The sequence below is a fragment of the Paraburkholderia nodosa DSM 21604 genome, assembly GCF_000519185.1.
Taxonomy (GTDB): domain Bacteria; phylum Pseudomonadota; class Gammaproteobacteria; order Burkholderiales; family Burkholderiaceae; genus Paraburkholderia; species Paraburkholderia nodosa.
Genome location: NZ_JAFA01000079.1, coordinates 1 through 15010, shown reverse-complemented (window position 1 = coordinate 15010; position 15010 = coordinate 1). Strand labels below are relative to the sequence as shown.

Sequence of the window (15010 nt, the reverse complement as noted above, 5' to 3'; positions counted from 1 at the left end):
CATATCAGGCCGCCACCGCATCAAGCGCCCACACTTATCGGCTGTAAATTTTTAAAGATCGATCGCGAAGTCGCCGTTAAAAACACTTAACTACCGGCTTCTTTCTGCGTTGCTGCGTCAGCAGCAGAGAAACGAGATTATGAAGAATCTTTTTCGCTTCGTCAACCCCTTTTTTTCGCTCACCGCTTGAAAAAGCTGCCGACTCCTGCGTCCGCCGGTTTCCGCGGCGGCCTTCGCTGCCCTGATGTCAGAGACATCGAACTGCGAAGGGGGCGAATCTTATCGCCTCGCTCGCGAGTCCGCAAGCCCTTTTCCATCGGCTCAATTAAAAAGAGGCGCACTGCGCCTCTTTTTAATTGAGCGGCATTCGCGCTCATGACTTCGGATCGACCATCGTCGGCGGGTCGAACATCGCCTTGCACGGCGGCGAGAGCTCATCGTAGTGCTGCTTCAGGCACGCCGCGATCTTCTCCTTGTTGGGAATCGCACGCGCGCAGAAGTGGAACGCATCGCCGCGGCACGCGTGTTCCTGCTCGTTGCGCGATTCGCCGCTGCTCGCCATCGCGAAGGTCAGGCCGACCAGCAATGCGCCCGCTTTCGTCATGCGATCGAACGGATCCCTCATGGCGTTCTCCTCGTGATGCGTGGTCCGACGCGACCTTGCAAGGGCTATTCCCGGCACGCCGCTTGCAGCGCAGCCCTCACCTGCCACGATGAGGCGCTACTCTCACGCAGCGGAACGCCATGAACCCACCGATCATCCGGATCCTCGCGCTTTGCTCGGCGATTGTCATACCAGGCATCCCCCTGGCCGCTCATGCGGACGACAGCGCAAGCCCTTGCGCGGCGCTAAAGCGCATCGTCGCGGCGGCGCCGCAGCATTTCGCGTCACTGAGTCCTGACGACGGACGCGCCGTCGCGCAACCCTATGGCGACGACGCGCAGTGCGCAACGAGCGGCGGGAGTTTTCAGTGCGTCTGGAGTGCGCGCGACGCAGGATCGGGGACGAACGCGCTCGAAGGGGTAGGCGCCGACATTGCCTCGTGCCTGCCCGACGCAACGCACGACGTAAACTCACCTGGACGCCAGCACTTCTATCTGGGGCAGCGCGGCAGCCGGACCGAGATCACCGCGCAGACCGATGGCTCGACGCGCGTGAAGCTGATCGTTTCACATCAATAGGCACGCCATCAGCCAAACGCGTTTGGAAACCGGCAGCTCGAGACGTCATCCATCAAGAGCCCGCGGCCGCACGCCGCCGCGTCGTGCCCGCAGCCCGCGCCGCGCCATGCCGGCGGCCGGTGAGCACGGTCTGCACGATCACCGCAGCAAGCAGGAATGCGCCGCTCGCCAGGTTCTGATAGTAAGGGCTCAGCGTGCCGACCTGATTGATCACATTGTCGATGACACCGAGAAGCAGCACGCCGGCCAGCGGTCCGGCCATCGTTCCCACGCCGCCCGTGAGCAGCACGCCGCCGATCACGGCCGCGGCGATCGACTGCAGTTCGTAACCGGTCCCCGCCCCCGACAACCCGGAGTCCAGATGCGACGCCAGCAGCGCCCCCGAGAGACCGGCGAGCGCACCGGACAATCCATAGGCGAGTATCTTCACACGCTCCACGCGCACGCCCAGCATGCGCGCCGCCTCTTCGTTGCCGCCGATCGCAAAGATCGCCGCGCCAAAGCGCGTGTGATTGAGCAGCGCGCCGCCGAGCGCATAGACGACCACCAGCACCCAAATGAGATTGTTGACGCCAAACACCGAGCCATTGGCGATGCGCGCGAAGAAACCCGGATTGGCAATCAGCAGATCCTGGCTCGCGAGCACGAGCGCGAGCCCCTTGAGCCCGAGCAGCGCCGCAAGCGTGACGATGAACGGCGCCATGCGCGCGCGGGCGATCAGCACGCCGTTCACCAGACCGACGACGAAACCCGCCGCCACGGGCGCGAGCATCGCGGCGCCCCAGCCATAGGGCGCGGCATAGGCGGCCAGCACCGTGCCGAGTCCGACCATCGATCCGACCGAAAGATCGAATCCGCCCAGGATGATGACGATGCTCTGCCCCACGGCGACGAGCCCGAGAAACGCGCCGTTCGAGGCGATGTCCGCGAGGTTCGCGGGGCGCAGGAAGTCGGGAAACACCATGCCGGCCACGAGCGCGACGACCACGAGCATCGCGATCGCCCCCCGCGACTGCACGAGCGCGATCACTTGCGCGCGTCGGCTGGCACCCGGTGCATCGGCGGATTGAGCGTCCGCTGGTTTGGCCTTGTGCATTGTGTCAGGCTCCCGAACGTTGCAGATACAGCGCGACGACGATGAACACCGCCTTGAGGATCTGCGCATAGGTGAAGCTGATGTTGTTCATGATGAAGCTCGCATCGAGCACCTGGAGCAGCAGCACGCCGAATACCGCGCCGACGATCGAGATGCGCCCGCCGGACAGCGGCGTGCCCCCGATGACCGAGGCGGCAATCGCATCGAGTTCGAAGTTCACACCCACATAGTTGGGATCCGCCGCGCCGAGCCGCGACGACGCGAACACGCCGGCGAGTCCGGCAAGCGTGCCGCTCACCGCATAGACGAGAAAGAGCGTGCGCCGCACGGGAATGCCCGCGAGAAACGCGGCGCCGCGGCTCGCGCCCACGAGAATCGCATAGCGCCCGAAGGTCGTGCGCCGCACCACGAACGCCACCACGACCGCGAGCCCAAGCGCGATCAGCATGACGATCGGCAGCGGGCCGAGCGCGCCGGCGCCGAGCAGATCGAACGCGGGCGTGTCGGGCAGATTCACGCGCGAGCCGCCCAGCAGCGCCTGTGCGAGCCCGCGCGCGGCGACCAGCAAGGCGAGGCTCGAGATCAGCGGATCGATGGCGAGCAGCGCCACGAGGAACCCGTTGCACAAGCCGACTACGGCGCCCACCGCGACCGCGCCCAGGAGCGCCGGACCCACGCCATACGGCAGGAACACGGCAATCGACGCACTGGCGAGCGCCATCACCGATCCCACGGAGAGATCGATACCGCGCGTCGCGATCGCGAGATTCTGGCCCAGCGCGATCAACACGATCGGCGCCGCCTCGAACAGCAGGCTGCGCGCCGCGAACGGATTCGAGAAGCCGGGCGTGACCGCGAGATTGAACGCCACGAGCGCGGCGAGCGCGAAGTACACGCTGTGCTCGCGCAGCACGGTGCGCCAGGTCTGCGCGCGCGCCGCGGTGCCGGACGCAGGCGAGACGGAACGGTTCGAGGAATTCGAAGGATTCGAGGGGCTCAAGCTTGCCTCGTTCGATTCAAGGTTGGTCGCCATCGGAGCGGTTGTCGTGGATTGTGGCGGGTTTGGCGCGGGGTCGCTCACGCGGTGCCGCCGCCGTGGTCGGCGCCGTCGCCGGAACCGGCGCCGGCCAGTACGGCGAGCACGTCGTCGGGATGCGCGCCAGCGGTCGGCATGCCGCCCTCGGTCGAGCCTTCGTTGAGCACGACGAGGCGGTCGGTCAGCGCAAGCAGCTCCTCCATTTCCGACGACGTGACCACCACCGCGAGCCCCTCCTGCGCAAGCTCCTGCACGACGCGATGCACCTCCTCCTTTGCGCCGACGTCGATACCGCGCGTGGGATCGTCGAGCAGCAGCACCGTTGGGCGGGTCGAGAGGCAGCGCGCGATCAGCGCCTTTTGCTGGTTGCCGCCCGAGAGCGTCGTGATGAGCGCGCCGGGGCCGGCCGTCTTGATGCCGAGCCGCTCGATCGACTCCCGCACCACTTGCGCCTCCTTCGCACGCGAGATGAAGCCGAAGCGCGAAATGCGCGGCAGCAGGCTCGCGACGATGTTCTCGCGCACCGAGAGACGCGGAAAAATGCCTTCCGCGCGGCGGTCTTCGGAAAGAAAGGCGAGCCCGCGCCCGATCGAGCGCGCCGGGTTAGCATGCGTAAGCGCGCGGCCGGCGATATCGACCTCGCCGCCATCGGCCTTCTGCGCGCCGAAGATCGTCTTGAACGTTTCCGTGCGGCCCGAGCCGAGCAGGCCGGCCAGGCCGACGATCTCCCTGCGCGCCACGCGCAGCGACACGTCGCGCACGCGGTTGCCCCACTGCAAATGGTCGACGGCGAGCGCAGGCGTGGCGTCGGCGTCGGCATCGGCGCTGCCCGAGCGCTCGGCCCACGCGTGCTCGCCCGCGCTCTCGCGGCCCAGCATGGCGGCGATCAATGCCGCGCGCGGCAGTTCTGCGGGCGTACCCGTGCGGACCACGGCGCCGTCGCGCATCACCGTGAAGCGATCGCACAGCCGGTAGCATTCGGAGAGCCGGTGGCTCACGAACAGCAGCGCAATGCCCTCGGCGCGCAGGCGATCGACGACTTCGAACAGCACGTCCACTTCCGCGCCGCTCAGCGCCGAAGTCGGCTCGTCGAGGATCAGCACGCGCGCGCCCAGCGAAACGCCGCGCGCGATCGCCACCATCTGCTGCGCGCCGAGCCCGAGCGAACCGAGACGCGCGGCCGGGTCGACCGCGAGCCGGTAGCGCTGCACGATCTCGGCGGCGCGCTCGAGCATGCGTTTCCTGTCGATCAGGATGCCGAAGCGTTTTGGTTCGTGGCACAGAAAGATGTTGTCGGCCACGCTGCGCTCCGGGATCAGGTTGATTTCCTGATACACGGCGCACACGCCCGCGCCCTGCGCGGCGCGCGGACTGTCGAACGCGACGTCCGCGCCGTCGAGCGTGAGCGCGCCCGAGTCGGGCTGATGAAAGCCGGTGAGGACCTTGATCAGCGTGGACTTGCCCGCGCCGTTCTCGCCCACGAGGCCGTGCACCTCGCCCGCGCGCAGCGTGAGCGAGATGTCGCGCAGCGCGCGCACCACACCGAAGGTCTTCGAAACGCCGTGCGTTTCGAGCACGGCGCGCGGCGGGGTCGTGGCGGAAACGGCGCGATTGGCGGGGACGCTCATCGTCATCGTGCGCGCGCGGCTCAGTAGACCTTGCCCTGCGCGAGCGACGGCTGCGCGTTGTTCCGGTCGAAGAGCGCGTCGTCCATGATCTGCTTTTGCGGCACCGGCTTGCCCGCGAGATAGTCTTCCAGCGACTTGAAGGCGAGCGGACCGAAGCGCGGGTTCGTTTCGACGTCGGCGGCGACGATGCCGTTCGAGATATCCGTGACGATCTCCTTCGTGCCGTCGATCGAGACGATCTTCACGCCGTTGACCTTGCCGGCCTGGCGCAGCGCCTTGATCGCGCCGACCGTCATCGTGTCGGCGTGGGTGTAGACGGCGTTGACGTCCGGGTGCGCGAGCAGGATCTGCTCCATCACCTTCTGCGCTTCGGTCGTCGACCAGTTCGCGGTTTGCGCCGCAATGATCTTCATGCCGGGATAGGGCTTGAGGCCGTTCGCGAAGCCGTCCGTGCGCTGACTTTCCACCGTGTTGCCGTAGCCGCCCTGGATCTCGGCGATGATCGCGTTGCCGCCCGTTGCGTCGGCCAGCGCCTTCGCGGCGCGCTCGCCCTGCTTGTAGAAGTCGGAGCCGAGGAACGTGATGAAGTCGTCGCACGCGGTGCCCGCCGTCTGCCGGTCGATCGTCACGACGGGAATGCCCTTCGCGCGCGCCTGGGCGAGCGCGGGCTGCAGGCCCGTGGAGTCGTTGGGCGCAATGATGAGCGCCTCGGCGCCCTGGTTGATCATGCTTTCGATGTCGGCGACCTGCTTGGCCTGGTTGGCGTTCGCGTTCGTATAGAGCAGGCGCTTCACACCGGCTTCCTTCGCCGCTGCGCGAACCGAGGCGGTTTCGGTCGCCCGGAACGGGTTCTGTTCATTCTCCGACTGCGAGAACCCCACCACCATGTCGCTCAGCTTCTTGCCGCCCGGCTTGGGATTCGTGCAGCTCTCGCTGGAATTCGACTGGACTTTCTGCGCGCCGGCATTGGACTGCGCGTGAGCGCTCGCGGCGAACGCGCTCGCCAGGCAAAAACCGGCGGCAATGAGGGCCTGGATTCGTTGATGACGCATGGCTGTCTCCTGTCGACCGCGCCTGACGCTTCGGCGCCGGGTACGGTCCCATGCAAAGCTGTGAATGACACGAACGGCGCAGGCCTGCGGCCCCACCGCGGCTTTTTTGTCTTTCTTGTTTCATCGGCACCGCGCACGACGCTCGACGCCGAATTATTACTGTCACTGCTTCAGCTAATATTATCAGTCAATTTTCAGAGATATTAATGAGGGTATTCACGGGGGAGGCGGGGTCCGGCGCGCACACGGAGGTCCGTTCGATGAGCGGCCCGTCGAGCTTCACGGTGCGGTGGCGCACCGGCGCGCCGGCGCTGCGGTTCTGCTCTTCCTGCAGCAGCGTCTCGACGGCCCAGCGCCCAAGCTCGTAGTTGGGCAGCACGACGGTGGTGAGCGGCGGATGGGTGTGGCGCGCGATTTCCTGGTCGTCGTAGCCCATCACCGAAACGTCTTCGGGCACGCGCAGCCCGAGTTGCTTGAGCGCCTCGATCGCGCCGATCGCCGTCAGGTCGTTGGCGCAGAAGATCGCGGTGGGCGGATTCGGCTCGCGCATGAGCGAGAGCGTGAGTTCGAAACCCTTGCCCGAACTCCAGTCGCCGTCGCGCACGAGGCGCTCGTCGAACAGCAGGTCCGCGGTCGCGAGCGCCTGGCGATAGCCCTTGAGACGGTCTTTCGCGGCGTCCTGCCAGGTTTCGCCGTTGATGAAGCCGATGCGGCGGTGCCCCGCTTCGATCAGATATTCGGTGGCCGTATGGCCGCCCGCCACTTCCGCCGGCACGACCGAAGAGAGCGCGTGATCGGACGCGTAGCAGTTGAGCAGCACGGCCGGCACCTTCAGCAGCGCGGGCGGCACCGTGACCTTGCGCGTGTACACGGTCGCGTAGATCACGCCAAGCACATTCGGCATGGCGAGCGTTTGCAGCACCTGCTGCTCCATCTGGGCGTTGCCGTGCGTCGAGAACACCGCGAGCAGACAACCGTTGTTCCAGGCGGCGTCGCGCGCGCCGTCGATGCTCACGACCGGATGCGGACTCGTCGAGACTTCGTCGGCGAGATAGACGATGAGATTGCGCTCGCCTGCCGGGGCGGGCGTCTGCACCGTGCGGATCGGCAACTGGTAACCAAGCGACTGCGCGACTTCATGCACCTTCAGGCGCGTCGCTTCGGAAAGCTTGGCGCCGACCGCGCCGTTGAGCACGAGGGAAACCGTCGATTGCGACACGCCTGCGGCCTTCGCGATGTCGGTCATGGTCGGGCGGCGTTGCGTCGATTTTTTCATCGGATCTGAGGGGGACTGCGGGAGGACTGCGCGGCGCGGCGGCGCGCGCTCGGGGCGGCGCTGTTGGCCCGAAGCGTAGCACTAATAATTTTGGCCATCAATTGGCGTATGTCACCATTTTTTCGCTCCATCATCAGCGATTTCAACGCCTATATTATCTTTTATTAGTAATAAAACGATGTACTGGAGAACGCTCATTTGACTGCCCGATCGACACCCTCGTCGCCCCCGGCGATCGCTTTCGACGCCACCGCGCTCGACGACGGCCAGCTCGTCACGCTGGCCCACGGCGATGCGCGCGCGCTCGTCGCGCCGCACGTCGGCGGCTCGATCGCCGCGTTCTACGACGCAGCCGGCAAGACCCCGGCGTCGCACTGGCTGCGCCCCGCCACGCGCGCCGCCATCGACGCGCGCGATCCGCTCGGCATGGCGAGCTTTCCGCTGATGCCGTACTGCAACCGCATCCGCGACGGGCGATTTCGCTTCGAAGGCGAGATGATCGACCTGCCGAGCGGCACCGGCGCGCTGCGCCACGCGCTGCATGGCCACGCATGGCGGCGGCCCTGGACGATCGAGGCGCAAACGGCCGATACGCTCACGCTGCACTTCCTGCACGAGCCGAACACGCCACATGAAGCGCGTGAATCCCACGGATCGCACAAGGCCGGCTCACACGTCGGCACGGGCTGGCCGTTTCGCTACGAAGCGCGCCAGCACCTCACGCTCGACGCCAGCGGCCTCACGGTGCGCCTGTGGGCTCGCAACCTCGCCGCGCGGCCCATGCCGTTCGGCCTGGGCCATCACCCGTACTATCCGCGCCCGCCCGGCACGCGCATCGCCGCGCGCGTGCGCGCCATGTGGGAAATCGACACGGAAGTCCTGCCGGTCTCGCTCAGCGCCCACCCGGCCGTCGACGCCCTGCAGGCCGGCCTGATCGTCGACGACTTCGATCTCGACAACAACTTCTCCGGCTGGCGCCGCGAGGCGGTCATCGAGTGGCCGCACGAAGGCCGTCGTCTCGCGCTGCGCGCAAGCACGCCACTCGACTTCTTCGTGGTCTTCTGCCCGCCCGGCCTGCCCTACTTCTGCGCGGAACCGGTCAGCAACACGACGGACTGGCTCAATCTGCGTCACGAAGGAGCCGTGCAGCGCATCGACGTGGGCGGTACCGTGCTCGCTCCCGGCGAAACGCTCGAAGCCCAGCTGGCCTGGCAACCCGAGCGGACCTGAAGCGGCCAGTCGCTCACATGCCCGCGCCGCTTTGCCCACCCGAGCGCACGCCCGCCAACGGCGCGCCGTAGCCGCCTGCCTCGGCGTTGTTCGGGTGGCCGTTCGCGAGTTGCCCGCGCGGATCGGTGGGACCGACCGGCATCTCGCCGGCCTGGCGATTGCCGTGGGTCGGGTATTCGCTGCCGGGCTGGGCGCCCGGCATGAGCGCGAGGCTATTTTGCGGCGCGCGCAGGTCGTCATTCGGCGCGAGCTGGGCAAACGCCTCACCGGGCGCACCTGCCAGCATCGCGCCTGCCATGAGGCACGGCATGGCCGCGTGGGCGATGAAAGGCTTCATTGGGAACTCCTTGTCGCGCAACGCGACACGCTTGCAGCACGCGCGTGCTCGCCGTGCTGCTTTCAGGCTAGCAGACGGCCGCCTGCCGCGCCCGATGACGATCCCCAGCAAACCCCGCGCTGCGGTTACTATTCCAGGTTGTAAGGCAAACCAGAAAAAGCAGCTCGCCACGGCGGGCCGATACAACGACAACCTCGGTCGACAGGAGACAAAACCATGGACCAGCCGCGTGCCGTCGACGTCCAGACCTTCATCAACGAACATCCGTTTTCGCCGTTCCAGTGGTTCATTTTCGCGATGTGCTTCGTCATCGTCCTGCTCGACGGTTTCGACACCGCCGCGATCGGCTTCATCGCGCCTTCGCTGCTCGGCGAGTGGGGCATCTCCAAGCCCGCGCTCGCGCCCGTGCTGAGTGCGGCGCTCTTCGGCCTCGCCTGCGGCGCACTCGCGTCCGGACCGCTGTCCGACCGCCTCGGGCGCCGCGGCATGTTGGTCGGCTCGGTGCTGCTGTTCGGCGTGACCTGCCTCGTTTCGGCGTTCTCCACCAGCATCGGCGAGCTCACGTGGCTGCGCTTCATTACAGGTGTGGGTCTCGGCGCCGCCATGCCGAACGCGGTCACGATGATGGGCGAGTTCTGCCCCGACCGGAACCGCGCCACCGTGATCAATCTGATGTTCTGCGGCTTTCCGCTCGGCGCGGCCTGCGGCGGCTTTCTCGCGGCGTGGATGATTCCGCATTTCGGCTGGCGCAGCGTGCTCATGCTCGGCGGCGTGACGCCGCTCGTGCTCGCCGTGCCGCTCTTCCTGCGCATGCCGGAATCGGTGCGCTACATGGTGGCAAACCAGCGGCCCGTCGAGCGTATTCGCGCCGCGCTCGCCCGCATCTCGCCCGACGCCGCCAAGGCGCAGGTGTTCACGATGACGGAGCACGCCCCGCAGACGCAAAGCCAGGGTCTCGGCGTCGTGCTTTCGCCGATGTACCTCGTCGGCTCGGTGATGCTGTGGGTCGCGTATTTCATGGGGCTCGTGATCTTCTACGCGTCGATCAACTGGATGCCGCTACTGCTCAAGGACTCCGGCCTCACGGCCTCGAGCGCCACGCTGATTTCGGCGCTCTTCCCGCTCGGCGGCGTGGGCGCGGTGCTGAGCGGCATGCTGATGGACCGCTTCAACGCGAACCGCATCATCGCCGTGTGCTACGTGCTCACCGCGATTTCGGTCTGGCTCATCGGCCAGGCGGCGGGCAACGTGGCCCTGCTCGTGCTCGTGGTGTTCGTGGCCGGCGTGCTGATGAACACGGCGCAATCGTCGATGCCCGCGCTCGCCGCCGCGTTCTATCCCACCCAGGGACGCGGCACCGGCGTGGCCTGGATGCTCGGCATCGGGCGCTTCGGCGGCATTGCGGGCTCGTTCCTCGTGGCCGAACTCGCGCGCCGGCACTTCACGTTTGCAGGCATCTTCGCGACGGTTGCCGTCGCCGGTCTCGTTGCCGGCGCGGCGCTGCTCATCAAGCAGGCCGCGCGGCCGCAGCCGGGCGGATCGTCGGCGACAAAGACGGAGTCGTTCGGGCACTGAGACCCGCCGGCGTGTCGAGGATTGCGCCGTGCCGCAGGCTACAGGGCGGCGCAATCCGCGGAATGGTCAGCCGCCGAGCGCGCCGAGATTGAGCGTGTGCGAATGGCCGATCCACACGGCGGCGTCGCGATGATCGCGCAGGGCATCAGTCGTGTTCGGATGCACGAACACGTCGAGCGCGCCGTGATTGAGCGTGAGCCATTCGACGACTGTCGTGAAATGCTCTCGCGCAATCGCGAGCTGATACGACCACATCGGATGCGGCCCAACGGGGCGTTCGTGAAAGCGCCCGATCTGCACGATCTCGCCGAAGCGGGCTTCGATCGCCTCGCGCAAGGTCCATGCGGCGTCGCGTGTCGCCGCGTCGAAATAGACGTGGGCGTGCCAGCTCGTGATATCGGCGGGATCGAGGTAGTTCATGGCGGAAGCAGGAATGCGGTGAAGGTTCAAGCCGACATTGTCCATCGAATGCCCGCACCGCGCAGGCGAACGCACCGCGTCAGGTTTCAGTGCGCGCCGTTCGAATACGTGTCGCCTACCATCAGCCGAACGATCTCGTCGCCATCGGTGTCGATCACGCGCCGCTCGCCCGCCACTTCGCCGCGCCGCAGCACGACGATGCGCTCGGCCACGGCGAAAATATCGTGCAGGTTGTGCGAGATGAGAATCACGGCCACGCCCTGCGCCTTGAGCCCGCGGATCAACTCCATCACCTTGCGTTGCTCGGGCACACCGAGCGCCGCCGTGGGCTCGTCCATGATGAGCACGCGCGCGTTCCAGTAAATCGCGCGGCCTATCGCAATCGCCTGGCGCTGGCCGCCCGAGAGCATTTTCACGGGGCCCGTGAGCTTGCGCGGCGGGATCACGATATCGAGCCGCTCGAGCACTTCGCGCGCCACCCGCGCCATCTGCGGCCGGTCGATCACCTGGAAGCCGAATAGCCGTCTCACAGGCTCGCGGCCGAGGAAGATGTTGCTGCCCACGTCGAGATTGTCGGCGAGCGCGAGATCCTGATAGATGGTTTCGATCCCCTGCGAGCGCGCATCCTGCGGATCGCGCAGCTGGAGCGGATGCCCTTCGAAATGCAGATCGCCCGCATCGGCGCGATACACGCCCGAGAGGATCTTGATGAGCGTGGACTTGCCCGCGCCGTTGTCGCCCGCGAGCGCCAGCACTTCGCCGGGCATGAGCCGCAACGACACGCGCTTGAGCGCCTCCACACCGCCGAACCGGATCGAGACGTCGCGCGCCTCCAGAATCGGCGTGTCGCTCGCGCCGCTCATTGCGCGCCTCCGAGCCGATCCTTGTACTGGTCGATCAGCACCGAAAGAATGATGACGATGCCGACCACGATGAATTGCCAGAACGCGTTGACGTCGATGAACACGAGCCCGAATTCGATCACGGCGATGATGAGCGCGCCGATCAGCGTGCCGATGACGTTGCCGGTGCCGCCAAAGAGACTCGCGCCGCCGATCACGACCGCAGCGATCGAATCGAGCAGCATGGGTTCGCCCGCATTGGCCGCGCCCGCGGCGAAGCGCGCCGTGTAGACGATGCCGCCCACCGCCGCGAACGCCGCCGCAATCAGATAGATCGCGAACAGATGACGGCGCACGTTGATGCCCGCGCGCACCGCCGACTGCGGATTGCCGCCTATCGCATAGGTGTACTGGCCGAAGCGCGTTTGCGAGAGCACGAAGTGCATGATGACGAGCAGCACCGCCGTGAGAATCACGGGCGTCCAGCCGCTGCCGAGCCACGCGAGCCCAGGATTGTTGACGGAGACGGTCATGCCGCTGCCCGCAGCGAGAAAGCCCACGCCGCGCGCGACGCCATACATGCCGAGCGTGCCGATGAAAGCGGGCACGCCGAGGCGCGCGATCAATACGCCGTTCACGAAGCCCGGAATCAGGCACACGAGCACCGTGAGAGGAATCGACATCAGCAGGATCCACGGCGATTCGCCGCCCGGAATCGTGAACTGCGCGACGCACACCGCCGCGAGCCCCATCACGAAGCCCACCGAAAGATCGATGCCGGCGGTGATGATCACAAAGGTCTGACCGATGGCCAGCAGGAGCGGCGCGCTCGCCGCAAGCCCGATCGACTGCAGGTTGTACGCGTTGAACACGAACGACCGATGCGCCGAGATGCGCGCCCAGGCCTCGAAGAAGACGAGCAGCGTGCCGAGAAAGAGCCACGGCCAGACCTTGCTGACGAGCGCGAGCCTGTCGAGTCGTTTGTCGTTCATGTGGCTCTGTTCGCGTGGCTTAGTTCGAATAGATGTACTGCTTCATCTCCGGCTTGTCGATGTTCGACTTGTCCAGCACCACGAAGCCCGTGCCCTTGTAAGTGGGAATCTTCTTGCCGTGGATGGCGTCGGCAGCGAACTTCACGGCGTCATAGCCCATCTCGTCGGGAAGCTGCGCAATGGCGATATCGACGAGGCCGCTTCTGATCTGCTCGTCGATGCCCGGCACGGCGTCGAACACGACGATCTTCACTGTGCCCTGCTTGCCCGCGTTCTTCACGCCTTGCGCCGCGCCCGCGCCCGAAAACGTGTTGGCGCCGAACACACCCGCGAGGTCGGGATTGCGCGCGAGCACCGCCGCCACGTGCGAGGCGGCGCGATTGGCGTCGTCCTCGTTGTACTGCGTCTCCAGCACCTTGATGTTGGGGTGCTTCTTCATCTCTTCCATGAAACCTTGCGCACGCGCGTCGGTGCTGGAGATGCCCGGCTTGTTGTTCTCGCAATAGACGGTGCCCTTGTCGCCGATCGCCTTGGCGAGTGCGCGCGCCGCCACGCGGCCGCCTTCCAGGTTGTCCGAAGCGATATAGGAGAGCGGGAAGTCGGCGTCGCCCTTGCCGGTTTGATAGCGGCCGTCGCCGATATAGGTGTCGACGGTGATGACCTTGATGCCGGCGTCGGCGGCTTCCTTGAGCGGACCGATGAGCTGCTGCTTGTCGACGGGCGAGACGAGCAGTACGTCGGGATGCTTGGCGATGAACGCCTTGAGGATCGGCACCTGTTCCGTGGTGTTCCAGGCCTTCGGAACCTGGAACAGCAACTGGATGTTTTCTTCCTTCGCCGCGCGCTCGGCGCCGCGATGCATCGTGAAGTAGAAGGGATCGGTGACGCCGGGCAGCAGCGCGACGACGGGATGCGCCGCATCCGCGTGCGCCACGCCGGGCAGCGCGCCAGCGACGATCGTGGAAAGAGCCATCAGACAGCCAAGAGCGATGCGCAACATGTTTGTCTTCCTCCAGGTGAGTCCGACGCACGGCGCCCAATCTTCCCGAGGCGACCACGCCCGGCAGCAGTGGCTCAGTATACTGACGCGCACTGCTGCGGGGCCTGGTGTTTTCCTGCACTCTTGCGGCGCTTTATGCGCTTCAGATGCGGGCGTCCCGATTGGTGGGACGACTGACTATTTTCATTGCAGGAACAACCGATACGCCGGATTGCTCGTCTCTTCCCAGTGCGGATAACCGAGCGTGGCGAGGAAGCGCCGGAACTCCGCGTCTTCGGCGGCGGGCACCTGGATGCCCACCAGAATCGAGCTGTAGTCGGCGCCCTGGTTGCGGTAGTGGAACAGGCTGATGTTCCAGTTCGGCGCCATCGACGAAAGGAAGCGCATGAGCGCGCCCGGNCGCTCCGGAAACTCGAAGCGGAACAGGCGTTCGTCGTGCGCGAGCGGCGAGCGCCCGCCCACCATGTAGCGGATGTGCTGCTTGGACAGCTCGTCGCCGGTGAGATCGACGCTCGGAAAGCCGTGATCGACNAAGGTCTTCGCGATCTGCTGCGACTCGCCGCGGTTGCGGATCTGCACGCCCACGAAGATGTGNGCGCGTTCGGCGTCGTCGATGCGGTAGTTGAACTCGGTNACGCTGCGCGTGCCGACCAGCTCGCANAANCGCTTGAAGCTGCCGCGTTCCTCGGGGATCGTCACGGCGAACACCGCTTCGCGCGCCTCGCCCACCTCGGCACGCTCGGCCACGAAGCGCATGCGGTCGAAATTCATGTTCGCGCCCGAAGTGACCGCCACCAGCGTNTGNCCNTCGATGCCCTCGCGCTCCGCGTACTGCTTCGTGCCCGCCACGGCCAGTGCGCCGGCGGGTTCGAGCACGCTGCGCGTGTCCTGGAAGACGTCCTTGATCGCGGCGCACAGCGCGTCGGTATCGACGGTNAGCACTTCGTCGAGATAGTGCTGGCACAGGCGGAAGGTTTCCTCGCCCACNAGCTTGACGGCCGTGCCATCNGAGAACAGGCCGACTTCGGTNAGTTCCACGCGCTTGCCGGCCTCGATCGACTGCGCCATCGCNCAGGAATCGTCGGTCTGCACGCCGATCACCTTGATCTCGGGGCGCACGGCCTTCACGTAGGCCGCCACACCCGCAGCCAGGCCGCCGCCGCCGATCGGCACGAAGATCGCGTGAATCGGGGCCTGATGCTGGCTCAGCACTTCCATCGCCACGGTGCCCTGGCCGGCGATCACGTAGGGATCGTCGAACGGNTGCACGAAGGTCAGGCCGCGTTCTTCCTGCAGGCGCACGGCGTGGGCGTAGGCGTCGCTGTACGACTCGCCGGCCTGCAC

At 66.3% G+C, this 15010-nt stretch carries 15 protein-coding genes; 3 read left to right on the top strand and 12 right to left on the bottom strand.

Annotation, left to right across the window (positions count from 1 at the left end; genetic code table 11):
- Positions 1-373 precede the first annotated feature (373 nt).
- Complete coding sequence (locus A3CW_RS0143035) at positions 374-604, bottom strand: hypothetical protein (protein ID WP_028209016.1); 231 nt, start codon at positions 602-604, stop codon at positions 374-376.
- Positions 605-744: 140 nt separating this feature from the next.
- On the opposite strand from A3CW_RS0143035, the gene A3CW_RS0143030 reads away from it, so the two are divergent.
- Positions 745-1182: a hypothetical protein gene (locus tag A3CW_RS0143030; RefSeq protein ID WP_028209015.1), complete on the top strand. Its 438-nt coding sequence runs from the start codon at positions 745-747 to the stop codon at positions 1180-1182.
- A 52-nt stretch (positions 1183-1234) separates the two neighbouring features.
- On the opposite strand, the gene A3CW_RS49665 is transcribed toward A3CW_RS0143030, so the two are convergent.
- From A3CW_RS49665 to A3CW_RS0143005, 5 genes are all read right to left on the bottom strand, one after another.
- On the bottom strand, positions 1235-2278 hold the full coding sequence (locus tag A3CW_RS49665; RefSeq protein ID WP_051482087.1) for an ABC transporter permease: 1044 nt from the start codon (positions 2276-2278) through the stop codon (positions 1235-1237).
- A 4-nt stretch (positions 2279-2282) separates the two neighbouring features.
- Positions 2283-3311: an ABC transporter permease gene (locus A3CW_RS0143020; protein WP_081772090.1), complete on the bottom strand. Its 1029-nt coding sequence runs from the start codon at positions 3309-3311 to the stop codon at positions 2283-2285.
- Between the two features lie 44 nt (positions 3312-3355).
- Positions 3356-4948, bottom strand: coding sequence for a sugar ABC transporter ATP-binding protein (locus tag A3CW_RS49660; RefSeq protein ID WP_245623886.1), 1593 nt, complete (start codon positions 4946-4948; stop codon positions 3356-3358).
- Between the two features lie 14 nt (positions 4949-4962).
- On the bottom strand, positions 4963-5994 hold the full coding sequence (locus A3CW_RS0143010; protein WP_035515705.1) for an ABC transporter substrate-binding protein: 1032 nt from the start codon (positions 5992-5994) through the stop codon (positions 4963-4965).
- Positions 5995-6181: 187 nt separating this feature from the next.
- Positions 6182-7270 carry a LacI family DNA-binding transcriptional regulator gene (locus A3CW_RS0143005; protein WP_028209012.1) on the bottom strand — a complete coding sequence of 363 codons (1089 nt, stop codon included), beginning with the start codon at positions 7268-7270 and terminating at the stop codon, positions 6182-6184.
- 198 nt (positions 7271-7468) lie between these two features.
- Between A3CW_RS0143005 and A3CW_RS0143000 the strand changes: the two genes are divergently transcribed.
- On the top strand, positions 7469-8500 hold the full coding sequence (locus A3CW_RS0143000; protein ID WP_322787995.1) for an aldose 1-epimerase: 1032 nt from the start codon (positions 7469-7471) through the stop codon (positions 8498-8500).
- Between the two features lie 13 nt (positions 8501-8513).
- Here A3CW_RS0143000 and A3CW_RS0142995 read toward each other — a convergent pair whose 3' ends face one another.
- Positions 8514-8837, bottom strand: coding sequence for a hypothetical protein (locus tag A3CW_RS0142995; protein WP_028209010.1), 324 nt, complete (start codon positions 8835-8837; stop codon positions 8514-8516).
- Between the two features lie 216 nt (positions 8838-9053).
- Between A3CW_RS0142995 and A3CW_RS0142990 the strand changes: the two genes are divergently transcribed.
- Entirely contained in the window at positions 9054-10412 is a 1359-nt protein-coding gene (locus tag A3CW_RS0142990) for an MFS transporter (RefSeq protein WP_028209009.1), read from the top strand.
- A 66-nt stretch (positions 10413-10478) separates the two neighbouring features.
- Here A3CW_RS0142990 and A3CW_RS0142985 read toward each other — a convergent pair whose 3' ends face one another.
- The 5 genes from A3CW_RS0142985 to ilvA form a co-directional block, all read right to left on the bottom strand.
- On the bottom strand, positions 10479-10832 hold the full coding sequence (locus A3CW_RS0142985; RefSeq protein WP_028209008.1) for a DOPA 4,5-dioxygenase family protein: 354 nt from the start codon (positions 10830-10832) through the stop codon (positions 10479-10481).
- An 86-nt stretch (positions 10833-10918) separates the two neighbouring features.
- Entirely contained in the window at positions 10919-11695 is a 777-nt protein-coding gene (locus A3CW_RS0142980) for an ATP-binding cassette domain-containing protein (protein WP_028209007.1), read from the bottom strand.
- Positions 11692-12666: an ABC transporter permease subunit gene (locus A3CW_RS0142975; RefSeq protein ID WP_028209006.1), complete on the bottom strand. Its 975-nt coding sequence runs from the start codon at positions 12664-12666 to the stop codon at positions 11692-11694. Before A3CW_RS0142975 ends, A3CW_RS0142980 begins: the two co-directional genes overlap by 4 nt.
- A gap of 19 nt (positions 12667-12685) precedes the next feature.
- The gene (locus A3CW_RS0142970) at positions 12686-13666 is read right to left on the bottom strand and encodes an ABC transporter substrate-binding protein (RefSeq protein WP_028209005.1); all 981 of its coding nucleotides are present in this window, start codon (positions 13664-13666) and stop codon (positions 12686-12688) included.
- Between the two features lie 183 nt (positions 13667-13849).
- Positions 13850-15010, bottom strand: a 1161-nt coding sequence (ilvA, locus tag A3CW_RS0142965; RefSeq protein WP_028209004.1) for a threonine ammonia-lyase, biosynthetic, incomplete at its 5' end; no start/stop codon positions are given.